We start from the raw sequence: 17369 nt of genomic DNA, 5'->3' as shown, positions 1-17369 counted from the left end.
TAAATACTAAAATTATGAAAAGCACTACTTTTTTATTGATCTGTAGCCTGCTCATTTCTATTTTTTCTTTTGGGCAGACAAGTACAGAAGCATTCGAAACCGAATCTAACGGCAGCAGTAGCTTTACTGACAACGGAGTTATATTTAATATCATATCCCATGTCTCAACATTTGATATACAAGCCAATTATCCGGGAACCGGTTGGAACGGAACAACTGTTGATAACAGATACATTGACAATTCCGGTTCTGTAGCTCCAGGAGCTTCTTTCAGCATCAAAACAACTTCAAATTTGTTTAAGGTAAACAGATTCTGGGTTTTCCTTTCAAACAACGCTTTAAATCAAACCGTTATTGGAGATCTTACTGTAACTGGTAAATTGAGTGGAGTAACAAAGTTTACTCAAACCAAAACTTCCGGTTTTGCAACGTCTCTAGGGGCTACTAATGGACATACTTTAATAGATTTAACAAATCTGAACGGACAGAATTATTCAAACATTATTATTGATGAACTTCAGATCACCTTGGGTGGTTTATATACCTATGCCGATCTTGACGCCTTTACCTGGGTAAAAGACACAGGAATTGTATTAGCTACTAATGAAGTAAAAACCACAGCGGAGAAAGTAAGTATTTATCCGAACCCAACAACTGGAGCTTTTTCTATAAAAACTGACGAAAATTCCACAGCTGAAATATACAGTCAGGAAGGTAAGTTGGTAAAAAACATAGATATTAAAAAAGGAGTAACCGATGCAGATATTTCTGAGCTCCCATCAGGAGCATATCTAATCAAAACTTCTTTTGGATCATATAAGATCATAAAAAAATAGCTTACAGAAATAGAAACTAATAACCATGAAAACTTTTCATAAGCTATCATTGTACCGTAAAGAAGATTCTAATTCACAAATGATAAATCCCTTGAACTATTCAAGGGATTTATTTTTTAATGCTAAGATATATTTATCAATATATATTTGTTTTTCTTTCAGTCTATACTGCTGTATATATCTGGGATGTTCCAGAACCGTCATTTTATCAAAGAGTTGAGCTTCTTTATTAAGTTTTGAAATAAAATCTGCATTCTTTTTCCCAAGGATAAAAACTTCTGAAGTATCAATATTTAAACTGATATGTTTTTTCAAAGTATTGATCATAAAGTCTTTTACATCTTCAAAAAGTTCTTTATCATCATAGTAATTGGCATTTAGCCATCCACTTTTTGATCTTCTTACGATTGCCAAAGGAAAAGGAGAATTGATATAATAATCTTTATAAAACTTCCCGGCACCACCATACTGCTCAATCATATCATACATAAATACTGAAGATACTTCATGAGTATGAGCTGATTTCATTGATATTCCACAAATACTTTCCAATCGTTTTGTATCTGTAAATGGAACTCCGGTTACTCCCGCTCCATGACGGCTAGGATTAATTCCTATCATAAATTTCCTTTGAATGGAATCATCATAATATTTATGATAAAACTGCTGCATAACATCCATTGTTTCAGGATTATCAAAATATGGGTTCAATACCTGAAAACGATCAGGTAGCGCTCCATTATAATGAAGATTCTTGTTGAACTCAACTACTTTATCTGCAAAAGTATGATCTTCCATTATAATTCTTCATCTTCTTCCTCACCATCATCAGAAAGAGCTAATTCAATATCAATAAACTGAATATACAATCCACAGATCTGATCATTAGCATCATAGGCAAAATAAACAGGATAAGCTCCATCACCAAATCCACTTGCAAACATTGGTATTTGATAGCTGGTATTAGGAATCGTCCAGTTTATCCAATCTCCCAGATCTCTTTGATTTTTGGGATTATCCTTGAAACTTTGTGCAAAAATTCCTGCAAAGTAATCGTCGTAGATATTCTCCACATTAATTTCTGTAAGGAACTTATCAAAGTATGGAATCACTTCTGCATCCGTAATACAGGCAAGTCCCGCATCTACAGAAAACCCGAAATACTCTCCTTCCCCTACTCCTTCTAATTCTTCATGTCCAATTAAAGCTTCCCGGTAAATTACCGGATTATTATCTGTAAAACCTACTTTCGCAACTGCATATCGATCGCCCCATTCTTCAGATTTCACTACCGCTATCTGCACTGGAAAATTTCCTTTCGGAACTTCAATAAAATAAGGTTTTTCCCCAGCGTTAAGATAAACTAAAGGATCTCTTACAATAACTTTTCCAGAAGGAAGAGAAACATCCCCAATATTCATCACTTCCATTTCCTGGCCTAAAATATCACCAGAAGTAAAATAGGTTTCCAAATCTGTGGGACAAACAAGACTGTCTTTTACCTCATCCCACTTTTGCATCCAGCTTTCATTCATTATTTTTATATTTTGAATTAAGTCTTAAAATTACAGCCTTATTTAATTGTAATCAAATTCTTCTTCATCTTTTAGGCCTTTAATGAAAGTTTCAAAATCTTTTGCAAGAAATGTTTTTTTGTAATCATTTTCCTGATCTACATGCACCACTTCCGGCTCGCCCTTTTTACCACATTTTGAATAATCCAGTAGAATCATATCATGTCCAGCGGAAGGACAATCACAAATATAAACCCCATCATCAGGATACTCCCATTCGGCAATCATAAATTGGCTTCCCAACGCTCCACAAATAGAATACTGTTTATTTCTTCCGATTCCCATAATTCCAGTAATTGCAACGTGATCCTCAGCCCAGGAAGTGCTTTCGGAAGTCGGAAAGCAGTTCTTTTTTGGCATTCCTCCATTTTGAAATTTCATGAGCTCGATGTAAGAGTCTGGTAATCTATATCCTAAGTCTAGCTCAATAGATGTAATTAATTCATCATTAGGAAAAATTTCTATATATTCTTTTATGGAATAGTCATCATTATCCCAAAAATCGGTAAAATCGAAATCCTTAAAAAATTTTAATTCCATAGTATTTTGTTGATTAAAAAAGGGAGCCAATAAAGCTCCCTCAAATATCATTATTTATTTTGAATTAAATTAATCCAAACTGTTCAAAGTGATGTGTAAAATGTTTTTTATGCATCAGTTCCCACATTTCTTTATTAAGCTTCCCAAACACAAAATTAGCATGTTCTGCCTGTGGATTTTCTTTGTAGTAAATTGAGAATCTTTTCAAGTTATCCATGAAAGACTGCTTAGCAATTTCAAGATTTTTATGACGTAAATCTAACAAAGTCTCATCTTCAGCCAGGAAAGGTGCTGGAAAATCTTTCGGCATTTTTCTGTGATTGTATAAAGAATCCTGCCATTTTTCCAATTGCTCCTCTGGTGTGAAACATTTTTCAGCTTCTGGTTCGCCTAAACTTACCAAAACTGCATGTTCAAGATGTTCAATCATCTGTTGTGGAGACATTTTCCCCCAATTTGATTGGGTATTTTCAGTTAAACCATTTAAGATTTTTTGAATATTCTTCAGGTTTAAATCGATAAAAGGAGATTTTTTTGCAACCAATGTTAAAATTGTAGCCACACAAACCACCTCATCCCTTTGATTGATTACCTCGACCAACCATTTTACAACCCCTGAAGGGATGTTTCTTCCTTTTACCCCTCTATTGATTTTTTCTTTCGCTGTTAAATAAACCGTAATAGTATCTCCAGCATAAACAGGCTTAAAGAAAGAACAGTTTTCCAATCCATAATTTGCGATTACCGGTCCTTTCTTACCTGAAACAAATAATCCTGCTGCTGCAGAAAGAATGAAATATCCATGGGCTACGGTTTTATCAAAGATCGTTCCTGTAAGACTTGTTGCATCGGTATGTGCATAGAAGTGATCCCATGAAACATTAGAGAAATTAACGATATCTGCATCGGTAACTGTCCGACCTGCTGTTTCCAGTGAATCTCCAACCTCAACATCTTCAAAATATTTCTGAAACGGATGCTTATCCGCCATTTTCTTCTCTGCTCCCTGCTGATATACTTTAGTAATAGCTGTCAGGATATCAGGTGATCCCTGAATAGCTGTTTTTTGAAGGAAGAAATGAAGACCACTTAAGCCACCCATTTCCTCTCCACCTCCAGCTCTACCAGGACCTCCGTGCATCAAAGTTGGAAGTGGTGAACCGTGACCTGTACTTTCTTTAGCATTATCTCTGTTCAGCACATAAATTCTTCCATGCTGAGAAGCCATTTTCCAAGAAGTTTCAGCAACAAACTGATCATCATTAGAAATAATAGACCCCACCAAACTTCCTTTTCCTCTTTTTGCCAATGCCGCAGCTTCTTCTGCATCTTTGTAAGGCATTAATGTAGAAACAGGTCCGAAGGCTTCTACATCATGAGAGATATTCTTTTCGAAAGGTTTATCATTTAAGAATAACTTAGGACTCATAAATGAACCTTTTTCATAATCAGCATCTACAAGCTCATGCTTCCCATCGTATACCAGTTCGGTTTCAGTTTTTAAAATATTTATTTTTCTTAAAACCTCATCATATTGTTGTTTTCCAACTAAAGATCCCATTTTTGTTTCCCTGCTTAAAGGGTTTCCTATTTTTGTCTGATCCAAAGCTTTAGACAATGCATTCTGAACATCACCTATTAAATTCTCAGGAACAATAATTCTTCTGATTGCGGTACATTTCTGTCCGGCTTTGGTTGTCATCTCATTTCGAACTTCTTTGATAAATAAATCAAATTCCGGAGTTCCAGGTTTTGCATCCAATCCAAGAATCGAGCAATTCAGGGAATCAGCCTCCATATTGAAACGCACTGCATTTCCAGCAACAGATGATAAGGATTTTAATTTTCTCCCCGTATTGGCAGATCCTGTAAATAATACGGAATCCCCATCCTGAACATAATCCAGAATATTTCCAGGTTCCCCACAAACCAATTGTACAGCACCTTCAGGAAGTACACCACTTTCGATCATATCCTGAAATACAGCATTCGTCAAATAAGAACCAAAAGGTGAAGGCTTCACAATAGATGGAACTCCCGCCAATAAAGAAGTTGATAATTTCTCCAGCATTCCCCAAACCGGAAAGTTGTAAGCATTGATCTGCACAGAGACTCCTTCACTAGGTGTTAAAATATGGGTTCCTAAATGAGTTCCGTTAGCAGAGATTTTCTGTGTATCTCCATCTACCCAAAATGGGGTATTAGGAAGCATTCTTTTCGCTAATCCCGAATAGGTAAAGAAAGTACCAAAACCTCCCTCTATATCTACCCATGAATCGATATGTGTTGCTCCTGTTTTGTAAGATAATTCGTAATATTTCTTCTTCCTTTCTAATAGGTATAATGCTACTTTTTTTAGCATTTCCCCTCTATCATAGAAAGTCATGGAGGATAAGTTTTTGTAGCCTACCGTTCTTCCGAAATCAAGAGCTTGTTCAAAATTAAGTCCTTCTGTATCTGAAACAGCAACTTGTTCACCAGTAACAGCATTATACAAAGGAATACCGCCTCCGGTACCTTCTACCCATTCTCCATAGATATAATTCTTTAATTTTTCCATAATTTAAAACAGAGTTTACTGTAAATATAGATTTTGTCTTATTTATTTTATAATGTATATTTTCTTATCAGGAATACTGATTGTAATCTTTTTTCCAATCCAGTCAATACCTGTTATACCTTCGTATATGAGCCCATCCACAAAACGAGCTTTAGGATTCTCAACTTTAGCCAGCCCATTTACGGTCGCAATTTCTGCAACACTTCCATTATATACTTTATTAGATTTTTCATTATTAAAATCACTCTTTGCCTCTATGGTTTTAAAATCAGCTTTATTTAATCCCAAGACATCTAAAAAGCGTGAACTAAAACTATAAGCTCCCTTTCCTGATCCAGAATCCAGAGAGACCTGAATAGTGATTTTATTATTTACTTTTACATTCGTAAAAATATCAATTGCTTTACCTGCCTCATCGGCTATCTGTATATCAATAAATTTTTTCTTGTCTGAATTTTTTATATCTCCAAAGACCAATTCGCTTTTTTCATAATCAATGGTCACTGGTAAATTCTGAAATGTATGAAGAGAGATCAAGCCATCTATATTGGGAAAATCTACATCAAAAGTACTATAAGTCTGATCTTTGAAATTATTTTTCCCTATTACAAGATTTTCAGACCGATAAAGCGGACAATCTATAGCTTCTCCGGTCGCTCTGTGTCCTACAAAAAAATTGTAAGATTCTTTTTTTGAAAGCTTCTTCGCAAATTTCTCAAAATAAACATTGAGGCCAGCTCCCGTATCAAAAATAAAATTACCTTCTACATTATCTACCTTCACTTTAATCATAATATGTCCATACTCATTCAGTGTAAACGGTATAGAATTTTGAGCATTTAAAATAAAACTCAAAAACAAGCTTAGGATTAATAGGAGTTTTTTCATGATAAAAACAAGAGTTAATGTTAGTTGTCATTTACCTCAATATTTCTTATTGAGCTGAAAATATTTATTTAGTTTCTTTATATGGAAATAATTTTACTAATCCCTCATACAAGCTTCGATGCAAAATCGTCGCATGATTATCTCCTTCCATCATTTTATATTCTACGGTCCAGTTTTTCTTACCAGAGCTTTTAAGAATATCATAAATAGACTCCGCATCTTTTACCATAACCGGATGTTCACCTTTTCCCACAGAAATATAAACGAACTTTCTTGTATCTGACGATTTGCCAAGTAATTCTTTTGCCTGGTTTAAAAGGCTTTCATCATCCCACCATAAACTTGGACTGATGATAAAATAATTATTGAACATTTCAGGTTTTTTCAATAAAATTTCAGTTGCCAAAAGCCCCCCAAGAGATTGTCCAAACAAATATGTATCACTTGTTTTAAATTGACTTTCTACGTATGGTTTTAATTCTTTTTCAAAAAAACTAATGAATTTATCGGAATGCCCAGTTGTAGGATAATCTTTTTGTAGGTCTTTTAAATCGGTATGAAATGTAAAATCTCTCTTTCGGTCTACATTTGCAATTCCCACAACAACAGTTTCGGGCATAGCATACATCTGATTAAAAAACTGTACTAATCCTGAAACGTGAATAAAATCTTCATTCATACTACCATCCAGCAAATAAATAACCGGATACGATTTTGTTTTATCAAAACCCTGAGGAAGGTAAATATTTAAAATCCTTTCTTCGTTTAATATTTTAGATTTTACCGTCCTAATTTCTCCGATAGTAAGTGGTTTTACAGTTTCATTCTGTGCTAAAACCACAAAATGAAATGCAAACAAAATACTACACAGGGTAAAAATTTTTTTAATCATAATTATTTAATATCTGCCCAGATGCTGTAATCAACAATTTTGGTTGGGGTCTGTTCTACAAATTCAGAGAGAGGTTCACAAGGGAGAATAGCTTCCCTGCCTTCTCTGGCTAGTTCCTGATATAATTTTGTCCCCTCAGTTTTCCAACGGATCATATCATCAGAGACATCACGTATTATCTTTGCAGGGCTTCCTACAATCAACTTTCTTGATCCACATATAAAGTTCGCAGGAACAAAGGCTAAAGCACCAATAATGCACTCATCACCAATCACTGCTTTATCCATTACAACGGCATTCATTCCAACAAGGCAATTTTTACCAATATGCCCGGAATGAATAATCGCGCCATGCCCAATATGAGCAGATTCCTCTAAAATAGTTTCAATATTCGGGAATACATGTAACGTACAGTTTTCCTGAACATTAGCTCCATCTTTTATAATAATCTTACCCCAATCTCCACGAATGACAGCATTGGGTCCTATATAAACTTCTTCGCCAATTTCCACATTACCAATAATCACAGCTTGTGGATGAATATACGCCGATGGTTTGATTACCGGACGGATCCCATGATATGAATAGATGTTCATCGTATTTTTAATTAATTTATTTTAACAATGTATCAGTTTACCAGTGAACAATATTAACATTTCAACATTACATCAATATTGTTACACTGATACATTGTTAGATCATTACATTAGTAAGCTAAATTTTTTCAATAACCATTGCATATCCCTGACCGACACCGATACAAAGGGTACATAATGCATATTTTTTATCTTGCTTTTGAAGTTCCATAGCAGCTGAACCAATAATTCTAGCTCCTGAAACACCAAGTGGATGTCCAATGGCAATTGCTCCTCCATTTGGATTCACTCTTGTATCATCATCTTTTAATCCTAAGCTTCTTGTTACTGCTAAAGCTTGTGCAGCAAAAGCTTCGTTCAATTCAATGATGTCTATGTCTTCTAATGAAAGATTTAATCTCTTCAATAGTTTTTGTGTAGCTTCTACAGGACCAATTCCCATGATTCTTGGCTCAACACCGGCTACAGCTGATCCTAAGATCTTTGCTTTTGGTTTTAAACCATATTTCTGAACCGCTTCTTCACTTGCTAAAATAAGTGCTGCAGCACCATCATTCATTCCGGAAGCATTTCCAGCTGTTACAGTTCCTTCTTTTCTAAAAGCGGGACGAAGTTTCCCCAAACCTTCCATAGATGAAGTTGGTTTAATAAATTCATCCTTATCAAAAATCTTAGCCTCTCCTTTTCTTTGTGGAATCTCCACTTTTACAATTTCTTCTGTCAATCTTCCACTTTCCTGGGCTTTTGTAGCTTTTTGTTGAGACCAAAGCGCAAATTTATCCTGATCCTCTCTACTGATATTATGCATATCTGCAAGATTCTCAGCAGTATCTCCCATTCCATCAACACCATATAGTTCTTTCATTTTAGGGTTGATAAAACGCCATCCGAAAGTGGTATCAAACATCTGGCTATCTCTTCCAAAAGCTGCACTTGGTTTTGACATTACATACGGTGAACGGGTCATATGTTCTACTCCGCCAGCGATATAAATTTCTCCCTCACCAGAAGCAATAGATCTGAACGCATTGGCAACAGCCGACATACCTGAAGCACAAAGTCTATTTACGGTTTCACCACCTATTTTATAAGGTAGCCCGGCTAATAAAAGAGCCATTCTTGCTACGTTACGATTATCTTCTCCTGCCTGATTGGCACATCCAAAAATAACATCTTCAATTTCTTCTACCGGAACTTCAGGGTTTCTGGCAATAATTTCTTTGATAACCACTGCTGCCAAATCATCGGCTCTAACTTCTGATAAACCTCCCTGTAGTTTTGAAATAGGAGTTCTGATATAATCTATGATGTAAACGTTATTCATTTTTATTTAGATTTTTAGATACTAACTTCAGATTTTAGACAAACGCTCATCTGATGTCTCATATCTTTTTATAATTCTGTTACTTTTTTTCCAATTTTATAAACGGTCCCTACAAATTTTGCAATCAACTCCTCGTTTTGATTGGTGATCAAAATATCGTAGATCGCTGTTCTTCTCGTATTGTTAACCAATTTACTTTCTGCTCTGAATATATCACCTTCTTTTCCAGCTTTAGTAAAATTGATCGTACAGTTCAGCGCAACAGCTGCATCTCCGGTATTATTGGACGAAAAGGCCAATGCGGAATCTGCAAAAGCAAATGTAACCCCTCCATGAACCGTTTTAAGCCCATTAATCATATCTTTTTTGATGGGCATCTCTATTAAACAATAATTTTCTTTTACCTCAATCATTTTGATATTCATCCATTGGGAGAAATAATCCTGATCGAGCATATAATCTGCAACTTGTCTCGGATTCATTTTTAATTTACGCTTGTTATTTCTTCATATAATTCTTCCACTAATTTGTCATAAATGCCCATCGTTTTACCAAGAATTATCTGCTCATACGAAAGAGTTCCAGATTGATAAAGAGATTTTAAATCAATCCCATTTTCATTGGCCATTCTTTTTATAAGCTCTTTATATTTATCATTAAATTTTCCTAATAATTCAAGTCTTTCCTGAAAATCTTCGATCAAAGAAAGTTCCTGAATCAAATATTGTTTTTCATTTAGGAGCCTTAGTTCCAATTCAACTCTGAATACCTCTAAATCTATTATCTGATTCTTATTATCCAAACTAAAAAAGTTTTTTTAACAGTGGGCTTTGTCTGTATCTTTCTTCCTGATATTCTTCATAAAGACTTTGTAAGGTTTCGGAAATTTTTGAATATCCTATTTCTTTTCCCCAGGTTAGTAATCCTTTCGGATAGTTTACCCCTTTCTGCATTGCCAATTCGATATCTTCATCATTAGCAACACCTAATCTTTTTGCCTCAACTGCTTCATTGATCAACATAGAAATAATTCGTAAAAATATTTGTTGATATAATGCATCGTCCTTTTGAGCAACAGGTTTCTCTGCTCCTTCAGCATAATCATAGAAGCCCTTTCCTGTTTTTCTGCCATGAAGCTTAGCTTCAGACATACGCTGTTGCAATAAAGAAGGTTTGTATTTAGGATCATTAAAATAATCTTTGTAAACAGTAGTTGTTACCGAAAAATTAACATCAACACCAATCAGATCCATTAGTTCAAACGGTCCCATTTTAAAGTTCCCTAAAGTTCTCATGACATCATCCACCTGTTCCGGTGTTGCCATATTTTCTTCAACAATTCTTAAACCTTCTCCATAATAAGGTCTGGCAATTCTGTTAACAATAAACCCGGGAATATCTTTTGCAATCACTGGTGTTTTTCCCCATTCTTTCATGAGGTTATAGATTTTCTCTGCTAAAGATTTTTCTGTTAATAAAGAGGGAATAATTTCAACCAAAGGCATTAATGGTGCTGGATTGAAAAAATGAATTCCTATGAAACGCTCAGGTTTCTTTAATTCTGCACCAAGAGAGGTGATAGAAATGGATGATGTATTGGAACCAATGACACAATTTTCAGAAACATGACTTTCTAATTCTGTAAAAACCTTGGTTTTGATTTCTTTATTTTCTATAATGGCCTCAATGACTAATTCACAGTCTTTGAAATCTTTTAATTCTGTAGCGATAGAAATATTTGTTAAAATTTCAGTCATCTTTTCTGCTGAAATTTTCTGCTTATCTACCAGTTTGGTTAATGTTTTTTCCAAACCTACAGTTGCCGTTTCTACCTGTTTTGGATTGGCGTCATATACCCAAACTTTGCACCCGTTCGTTGCGGCTACTTGTGCGATGCCTATCCCCATAGTTCCGGCACCGATAATTCCTACATTCATTTCTTTTTTGTACAATGTATTTATGTAAAAAGTATTCATGTAAAAATTCAGACTTTAAATCTTGATATTTAAAATTCAAGCTAGAATCATAAATACATTTCACATGAATACTTTAATACGAAATTTTTACCTTCCTTTATAATTAGGTTTTCTTTTTTGTAAAAAGGCATTTACACCTTCTATGAAATCTTCAGTTTCTGCTGCTTCCTGCTGTAAATCCCCTTCTAATTCAAGCTGTTCTTTCAATGTGTTATTGTATGATTGAGCAAAAGCCTTTTTAGTTAATTTAATAGCTGCTGTTGGCATATTCGCCATTTTTTCTAAAATTTCCATTGATTTCGAAGCAAATTCCTCTTCATTAAAAACTTCAGCAACCAGTCCGTAAGATTTTGCTTCTTCTGCAGATAATTTTTTACCTGTGAAAGCTAAATAATTTGCTAACTGTCTTCCCAGTAGCTTAGGTAAAAAGTAAGTTCCACCTGTATCAGGAATCAGTCCGATATTTGAAAATGCCTGAGCAAAATAAGATTTATCAACTGCTAAAACAAAGTCACAGATTAATGCCAACATTGCACCAGCTCCCACAGCAGGTCCATTTACCAATGCAATAACAGGTTTTTTGCAATGCGTTACTTCTGTAACCAGAGGATTGTAATAATCCACCACTATTTTTCTAATGATATCGTTATCATGGTGTTCATTACCCTGTACGAAAGCATCATCTAAATTTTGGCCTGAACAAAATGCTCTTCCTCTTCCGGAAATCGCCACACATCTTACGGTATCATCTTCATTACAAGATTTAATAAAATCTTTTAAATCTGATAAAGATGGCTTTGTAAGCGCATTCATAGTATCAGGTTGATTCAGGTAAGCAATTTTTAGCTTTCCGTCAAAATGCGTTTCAATATCAAGTTGTGTATACATAGTTTTTAAGTTATTATTTAACAATGCACTAATTTAACAATATAAAATAATGTAGCAAGCTATGATTTATATGTATATCATTACTTAAATTGATAATACTAAAAATACATTAATCAGTGGCATTTAAAATAGTCAAAAGGTTCTAAACAGTCTAAGCATTGATAGGAAGCCTTACATAGTGTGGATCCAAATCTGCTGATCTGTTTTGAATTCATAGAACCACAACGGGGACATTTTTTTGGTTTCCCAATATGATGTTCATCGGCTCCTTTTTCAGGAGGTGTAATTCCATAAACACGAAGCTTTTCTCTTGCTTCATCTGTTAACCAGTCCGTTGTCCAAATCGGAAACATTTTGGTTACTACTTTAGCATCCCAACCATTCTCTTTCATCATTTTCATGATATCTTCTTCAATCGTAAACATAGCGGGGCAAGCCGAATAAGTAGGAGTAATAATTACTTCACAAGTATTTTCACTCGTTACTTTCGCCTCACGCACGATCCCTAATTCCACGATATTAATAACCGGAATTTCAGGATCTGGGATTGTTTTTAATAAATCTAAAAGCTGGTTCAATTTCTGAGTTTAATATAGTTTACCAAGTACATCCTGGATAAGCTCTCTGCATATATTGTAATTCACAAAGAATGAATCCAAAATATTCTGTATGATATCCAGTTCTTGATTTTGGCTGCATGAAATGATCCTTTGGATACTCTAGGCCAAAATCCTGAAAATCTTTTTCCGTGATCGCAATAAACTGGTTGTATAGTTCATCAACATTCGGAGCGATATTTAAAGCTATTAAATCATCTTCTCCTTCTACTTTTGCGAATAGCCCTTTTGTGTATTCCCAGATATTTTCAATCGCTTTCACCAAACGGGCTTTACTTTCTTCTGTACCCTGAGCGAAAATTTTCATCCAAGATGCAGTATGTGTATAATGATATCTAACTTCTTTAAAAGATTTCTGAGCAATTGCAGAAAGTTCTTCATCTGCAGAACTTGACAACGCTTCATACATTAGTTTCTGATATACAGAAAAAACATATACTTTAAGAATCGTTTGTGCGTAATCTTCATTGGGAAGTTCTGTAAGATGTGCATTTAGATACTCATGTTCATATCTTAAAAACGCCAAATCATCTTCACTTTTTCCATTATCAGCAACTCTTGATGCATAAACGTAAAAGTTATTGGCCTGACCTAATTCATCTAAAGCAATGTTTGTCAATGCAATATCCTCTTCCAAATACGGACCCTCACCACACCATGCAGACAATCTCTGTCCCATAATGAAGCTGTCGTCTGCTAATTTTAATAAATAATTGAATAGTGCACTCATCTTACATGTTTTTTACGTCATTAGGAATATCATAAAAAGTTGGGTGACGGTATAATTTGTCATCTGCAGGATCAAAAAAAGATTCCTTATCAACTCCTTCTGAAGTTACTATATATTTACTTGGAACTACCCACACAGAGGTTCCTTCTTTTCTTCTTGTATAAACGTCTCTTGCGTTTTGCAAAGCCATTTCTGCTGTTGGTGCCTGTACAATTCCAACATGTTTGTGAGATAAACCCGGTTTAGTCTGAATAAACACTTCCCACATATCTAAATTTGCCATAGTCAAATTATAAATTTAACAATGCATCCATATAACTGTTACCAATTGAAGATTCTGCGCTTTGCTCTGAATGACAATAGATTTGTTATATTTTTACATTGGTATATTGTTATATTATTTATATTACTTCTTTTTGTTGTTTTTCCGCAAAAGCTGCTGCCGCTTCTCTTACCCAAAGATTTTCCTGCTGAGCCTTTACCTTCGTCTGTAATCTTTTCTTGTTACATGGTCCATTCCCTTTTAGGATCGTCATGAACTCATCCCATGGAAGCTCTCCGAAATCGTAATGACCTCTTTCTTCATTCCATTTCAAATCTTTATCCGGAACTGTTAATCCAAGGAATTCAGCCTGAGAAACGGTAACATCGATAAACCTTTGACGAAGACTGTCATTACTCTCACGCTTTACCCTATAGTTCATTGAAATTTTAGAGTTTGGCGAGCTGTCATCATTAGGTCCGAACATCATTAACGCCGGCCACCAAAAACGATCTAAAGAAGCCTGCGCCATTTCTTTCTGTTGTTTTGTTCCACGACAAAGCGCCATTAAAATCTCATAACCCTGTCTTTGGTGGAAAGATTCTTCTTTACAGATTTTCACCATTGCTCTTGAATAGGGACCATAAGAATTTCCCATCAACATGACCTGGTTCATAATAGCTGCGCCATCTACCAACCAACCGATCGCACCAATATCTGCCCAACTTAAGGTAGGATAATTGAAAATACTTGAATATTTCGCTTTCCCTTCAAGCATATCATCATAAGTAGCATCTCTGTCAGCTCTGATAGTTCCGTTTCCTAAAGTTTCAGTTGCAGAATAAAGGTATAAACCATGTCCTGCTTCATCCTGAACTTTAGCCAACAAAGCCATTTTTCTTCTTAATGAAGGAGCCCTGGAGATCCAGTTCGCTTCAGGTAGCATCCCAACAATTTCAGAATGTGCATGCTGTGAAATCTGACGAACCAATAATTTTCTGTAATCATCAGGCATTACATCTTTTGGTTCTACTTTATTCTCTTCGTGAACGTATTGAACAAATTTTTCTAAGTCCATATCTTTTGTTTTTTGTAAAATGTAAAAAGTACCTAGGTATTCATGAATACTTTTTACAATGAATCGTTAATACAATTTAAACGTCATAATTAAGCATCACCACATTCGTTGTAGGGTGACATTGGCAAGTAAGAACAAATCCTCTTGCTACTTCGTCTTCGGTAAGCGCGAAATTTTTCTCCATGAAAACTTCTCCTTCTAAAACTTCCGCTTTACACGTACAACAAACTCCTCCCTTACAAGCAAAAGGTACAGGAAGATTGTCTTTCAATGCTTTATCTAAGATACTCTCTTTTTTAGAATTAAGGTGGAATGAATATTCATCGTCATCAATAATGACCGTTACCATACTTTCTATATTGGCAATCGCCTTGAACTCATCACTCATTTCTTCAGAATTTTCATCGTCCGGAGCTGTGAAGTATTCAAATAAAACCTGAATAGCGGGTACTTTTTTATCTTTCTTTAAATAATCAGAAATTCCTTTGATCATTTCCGCAGGTCCACAGATGAAATAAGTAGCCTCTTTAACATCAATATCCGTATATCTTTCAAATAAGTGATCTAATTTTTCCGGAGAAATTCTTCCTTCAAAAATTGGATCTTCATGTTTTTCACGACTTACAAGATAAACTACACTTAGTCTTCCTTTGAAATGTTCAACCAATTTATCTATTTCACCCTTTTTCATAACATGATTCATGCTTCTGTTACTATAGAACAGATAAGCCTTACTGTCAGGTTCCTGGTAAAGACTTTCTTTGATATTGGAAAGAACCGGACTTATTCCACTTCCCGCCGCTAGACCAACATAGGTCTTTGTATTCGTCGGATGATAGCTGGTGTTAAAACCTCCCATTGGTGGCATCACTTCCAGCAGTTCATCCATATGAAGATGTTCATTAAAATATCCTGAAACTTTTCCACCTTCTAAAAGTTTTACCAATACTTCCAACGTGTTGCTTTTTTCACTTGGAGCATTGCAGATAGAATAAGAACGTCTCTCTTCATTTCCATCAATTATCATCCGGAAGTTAAGATACTGCCCTTGCTTGAATCTGAATTTGTCCTTCAACTCTTCAGGAATTTCTACCGCAACGTTTACAGCTTCATCGGTATCTTTCTGAACTTTTACAGTTTTTAGTTTATAAAATGAATTCATTTTTTCTTAAGTATTCTATTAATTTTTCCACCCTCGCATTTTGGCAAGCTGTCTTGAGCATGAATTCTAACTTTCGTTGTAATTCCTACTCTTTTCTTTATTTCGTTTTCTATATTTTTTCCAAAGTTTCCGACAAAAATAACATAATCATCGGTATTTATTTCAAGTTGCTCAGATTTCACAAAATCATCATCAATTTCCAGGTCGATATCCAGAGCTACACACATCTGTTCTTTTTCAATCGGTGTAAGATAATAATTCGGAACCACTCCCTGTACATGTGAAAAAGCTTCTTCTATCTGACTTGGATATACATTCACACCTCTTACAATCAGCATATCATCGGCTCTTCCCAGAAGAGGTCTCATTTTAACCATACTTCTTTTAGCGTTCTCATCGTAATAAAGACTTGTAATATCATTTGTCCAATATCTTAAAAGAGGCATTGCTTTTTTCGTTAAGGTAGTGATCACTAAAACCCCTTCTTCTCCAAAAGGAACCGGCTGCTTTGTAACCGGATCTAAAATTTCCGGATAAAAATGATCTTCCCAGATATAAGAACCTCCTTTTTCTTCAAAATCTTCCATGGAGACTCCAGGTCCAATAATTTCACTCAATCCATAAATATTGGTTGCATGAACACCTAGTTTCTCTTCAATATGATGTCGTATAATTTCCGTCCAGGGTTCTGATCCTAAAACAGCATATTTTAAACTAATCTCCGCTGCAGAAATTCCTCTTTTAGCAAACTCATCAGCAATTGTCAGCGCATAGGATGGTGAACAACAAATTACTTCCGGTTTAAAGTCCATGATTAGATCTACCTGCCTTGTGGTCATTCCTCCAGAAATAGGAAGAACACTCATTCCTAATTTTTCAGCTCCATAATGAAGCCCAAGTCCGCCGGTAAAAATTCCATAACCATATGCATTATGCAATTGCATCCCTGGTTTTGCACCTGCAGCATTTAATGATCTTGCAACCACCTCGCTGAAAAGATCAACATCTTCTTTGGTATATCCTACTACTGTTGGCTTTCCTGTTGTTCCACTCGAGCAATGAATTCTTTGTAACTCATTTTTTGGAACCGTAAATAATCCGAAAGGATAGTTATCTCTTAAATCCTGTTTATAAGTAATTGGTAGTTTTGAAATATCTTCAATTGACCTTATTCCCTGAGGTGATATTCCCAATTCATTAAATTTCTTTCTATAAAAATCCGATCTGTCCTCAAGATAACTGACCAAATTCACCAATCTTTCAGATTGGAGCTGTCTCAATTGGTCGAGTTTTAAATATTCAACTGAAAAATCCATAAAAACTAACTAACATTTGTTAGGTGTAAATTTAAAAAGATTTTGGGAGCTGACAAAATTTTTATGATTTTCGTCATATTTTGAATGGTTCTAAATAATTTATCCGAAAACAGTGTGGAATTTCAATAAT

At 35.0% G+C, this 17369-nt stretch carries 19 protein-coding genes; 1 reads left to right on the top strand and 18 read right to left on the bottom strand.

From position 1 onward, the window contains the following. Positions 1-14 precede the first annotated feature (14 nt). Positions 15-836 carry a T9SS type A sorting domain-containing protein gene (locus tag AC3WRL_RS10460; RefSeq protein ID WP_214831267.1) on the top strand — a complete coding sequence of 274 codons (822 nt, stop codon included), beginning with the start codon at positions 15-17 and terminating at the stop codon, positions 834-836. A gap of 96 nt (positions 837-932) precedes the next feature. Here AC3WRL_RS10460 and AC3WRL_RS10455 read toward each other — a convergent pair whose 3' ends face one another. The 18 genes from AC3WRL_RS10455 to AC3WRL_RS10370 form a co-directional block, all read right to left on the bottom strand. Further along, positions 933-1634: an SMUG2 DNA glycosylase family protein gene (locus AC3WRL_RS10455; protein WP_261511005.1), complete on the bottom strand. Its 702-nt coding sequence runs from the start codon at positions 1632-1634 to the stop codon at positions 933-935. Beyond that, on the bottom strand, positions 1634-2371 hold the full coding sequence (locus AC3WRL_RS10450; RefSeq protein WP_492330234.1) for a DUF4241 domain-containing protein: 738 nt from the start codon (positions 2369-2371) through the stop codon (positions 1634-1636). Before AC3WRL_RS10450 ends, AC3WRL_RS10455 begins: the two co-directional genes overlap by 1 nt. Positions 2372-2413: 42 nt before the next feature. After that, on the bottom strand, positions 2414-2950 hold the full coding sequence (locus tag AC3WRL_RS10445) for an SMI1/KNR4 family protein (RefSeq protein WP_492330233.1): 537 nt from the start codon (positions 2948-2950) through the stop codon (positions 2414-2416). Positions 2951-3014: 64 nt separating this feature from the next. After that, complete coding sequence (paaZ, locus tag AC3WRL_RS10440) at positions 3015-5510, bottom strand: phenylacetic acid degradation bifunctional protein PaaZ (protein ID WP_492330232.1); 2496 nt, start codon at positions 5508-5510, stop codon at positions 3015-3017. A gap of 42 nt (positions 5511-5552) precedes the next feature. Beyond that, positions 5553-6398 (bottom strand): aspartyl protease family protein, encoded by an 846-nt coding sequence (locus tag AC3WRL_RS10435; RefSeq protein ID WP_492330231.1) that lies wholly within the window; start codon positions 6396-6398, stop codon positions 5553-5555. A gap of 64 nt (positions 6399-6462) precedes the next feature. After that, on the bottom strand, positions 6463-7290 hold the full coding sequence (locus tag AC3WRL_RS10430) for an alpha/beta hydrolase (RefSeq protein WP_492330230.1): 828 nt from the start codon (positions 7288-7290) through the stop codon (positions 6463-6465). 2 nt (positions 7291-7292) lie between these two features. Then, complete coding sequence (locus tag AC3WRL_RS10425; RefSeq protein WP_492330229.1) at positions 7293-7886, bottom strand: acyltransferase; 594 nt, start codon at positions 7884-7886, stop codon at positions 7293-7295. 118 nt (positions 7887-8004) lie between these two features. After that, on the bottom strand, positions 8005-9210 hold the full coding sequence (gene pcaF, locus AC3WRL_RS10420; protein ID WP_492330228.1) for a 3-oxoadipyl-CoA thiolase: 1206 nt from the start codon (positions 9208-9210) through the stop codon (positions 8005-8007). Between the two features lie 68 nt (positions 9211-9278). After that, complete coding sequence (locus AC3WRL_RS10415) at positions 9279-9692, bottom strand: PaaI family thioesterase (protein ID WP_214831258.1); 414 nt, start codon at positions 9690-9692, stop codon at positions 9279-9281. A gap of 2 nt (positions 9693-9694) precedes the next feature. Continuing rightward, positions 9695-10012 (bottom strand): hypothetical protein, encoded by a 318-nt coding sequence (locus tag AC3WRL_RS10410; protein WP_214831257.1) that lies wholly within the window; start codon positions 10010-10012, stop codon positions 9695-9697. 1 nt (position 10013) lies between these two features. Then, complete coding sequence (locus AC3WRL_RS10405; RefSeq protein ID WP_492330251.1) at positions 10014-11147, bottom strand: 3-hydroxyacyl-CoA dehydrogenase NAD-binding domain-containing protein; 1134 nt, start codon at positions 11145-11147, stop codon at positions 10014-10016. Between the two features lie 126 nt (positions 11148-11273). Continuing rightward, on the bottom strand, positions 11274-12074 hold the full coding sequence (locus AC3WRL_RS10400; protein ID WP_214831256.1) for an enoyl-CoA hydratase/isomerase family protein: 801 nt from the start codon (positions 12072-12074) through the stop codon (positions 11274-11276). 113 nt (positions 12075-12187) lie between these two features. Beyond that, positions 12188-12652, bottom strand: a complete 465-nt coding sequence (gene paaD, locus AC3WRL_RS10395; protein WP_261510998.1) for a 1,2-phenylacetyl-CoA epoxidase subunit PaaD — start codon at positions 12650-12652, stop codon at positions 12188-12190. A 19-nt stretch (positions 12653-12671) separates the two neighbouring features. Then, positions 12672-13421: a 1,2-phenylacetyl-CoA epoxidase subunit PaaC gene (paaC, locus tag AC3WRL_RS10390; protein WP_492330227.1), complete on the bottom strand. Its 750-nt coding sequence runs from the start codon at positions 13419-13421 to the stop codon at positions 12672-12674. Between the two features lies 1 nt (position 13422). Further along, the gene (paaB, locus tag AC3WRL_RS10385) at positions 13423-13704 is read right to left on the bottom strand and encodes a 1,2-phenylacetyl-CoA epoxidase subunit PaaB (protein WP_214831253.1); all 282 of its coding nucleotides are present in this window, start codon (positions 13702-13704) and stop codon (positions 13423-13425) included. A gap of 118 nt (positions 13705-13822) precedes the next feature. Next, positions 13823-14761, bottom strand: coding sequence for a 1,2-phenylacetyl-CoA epoxidase subunit PaaA (gene paaA, locus AC3WRL_RS10380; RefSeq protein WP_214831252.1), 939 nt, complete (start codon positions 14759-14761; stop codon positions 13823-13825). 76 nt (positions 14762-14837) lie between these two features. Continuing rightward, positions 14838-15923 carry a 2Fe-2S iron-sulfur cluster-binding protein gene (locus tag AC3WRL_RS10375; protein WP_492330226.1) on the bottom strand — a complete coding sequence of 362 codons (1086 nt, stop codon included), beginning with the start codon at positions 15921-15923 and terminating at the stop codon, positions 14838-14840. Beyond that, positions 15920-17239, bottom strand: coding sequence for a phenylacetate--CoA ligase family protein (locus AC3WRL_RS10370; protein WP_492330225.1), 1320 nt, complete (start codon positions 17237-17239; stop codon positions 15920-15922). The genes AC3WRL_RS10375 and AC3WRL_RS10370 overlap by 4 nt, the downstream gene beginning before the upstream one ends. Between the last annotated feature and the right edge of the window lie 130 nt (positions 17240-17369).

This window comes from Chryseobacterium sp. FW101-FHT12H09 (assembly GCF_058790395.1).
The sequence above is the reverse complement of the archived record's forward strand: the minus strand, read 5'-3'. Positions and strand labels throughout refer to the sequence as shown.

Coding starts and splice junctions, on each gene's coding strand:
- AC3WRL_RS10370 (WP_492330225.1), bottom strand. CDS start 17,239: ATGGATTTTTCAGTTGAATATTTAAAACTCGACCAATTGAGACAGCTC.
- AC3WRL_RS10425 (WP_492330229.1), bottom strand. CDS start 7,886: ATGAACATCTATTCATATCATGGGATCCGTCCGGTAATCAAACCATCG.
- paaC (WP_492330227.1), bottom strand. CDS start 13,421: ATGAGTGCACTATTCAATTATTTATTAAAATTAGCAGACGACAGCTTC.
- AC3WRL_RS10435 (WP_492330231.1), bottom strand. CDS start 6,398: ATGAAAAAACTCCTATTAATCCTAAGCTTGTTTTTGAGTTTTATTTTA.
- paaA (WP_214831252.1), bottom strand. CDS start 14,761: ATGGACTTAGAAAAATTTGTTCAATACGTTCACGAAGAGAATAAAGTA.
- paaZ (WP_492330232.1), bottom strand. CDS start 5,510: ATGGAAAAATTAAAGAATTATATCTATGGAGAATGGGTAGAAGGTACC.
- AC3WRL_RS10415 (WP_214831258.1), bottom strand. CDS start 9,692: ATGAATCCGAGACAAGTTGCAGATTATATGCTCGATCAGGATTATTTC.
- AC3WRL_RS10455 (WP_261511005.1), bottom strand. CDS start 1,634: ATGGAAGATCATACTTTTGCAGATAAAGTAGTTGAGTTCAACAAGAAT.
- AC3WRL_RS10450 (WP_492330234.1), bottom strand. CDS start 2,371: ATGAATGAAAGCTGGATGCAAAAGTGGGATGAGGTAAAAGACAGTCTT.
- AC3WRL_RS10375 (WP_492330226.1), bottom strand. CDS start 15,923: ATGAATTCATTTTATAAACTAAAAACTGTAAAAGTTCAGAAAGATACC.
- AC3WRL_RS10460 (WP_214831267.1), top strand. CDS start 15: ATGAAAAGCACTACTTTTTTATTGATCTGTAGCCTGCTCATTTCTATT.
- AC3WRL_RS10405 (WP_492330251.1), bottom strand. CDS start 11,147: ATGAATGTAGGAATTATCGGTGCCGGAACTATGGGGATAGGCATCGCA.
- AC3WRL_RS10430 (WP_492330230.1), bottom strand. CDS start 7,290: ATGATTAAAAAAATTTTTACCCTGTGTAGTATTTTGTTTGCATTTCAT.
- AC3WRL_RS10400 (WP_214831256.1), bottom strand. CDS start 12,074: ATGTATACACAACTTGATATTGAAACGCATTTTGACGGAAAGCTAAAA.
- paaB (WP_214831253.1), bottom strand. CDS start 13,704: ATGGCAAATTTAGATATGTGGGAAGTGTTTATTCAGACTAAACCGGGT.
- pcaF (WP_492330228.1), bottom strand. CDS start 9,210: ATGAATAACGTTTACATCATAGATTATATCAGAACTCCTATTTCAAAA.
- AC3WRL_RS10445 (WP_492330233.1), bottom strand. CDS start 2,950: ATGGAATTAAAATTTTTTAAGGATTTCGATTTTACCGATTTTTGGGAT.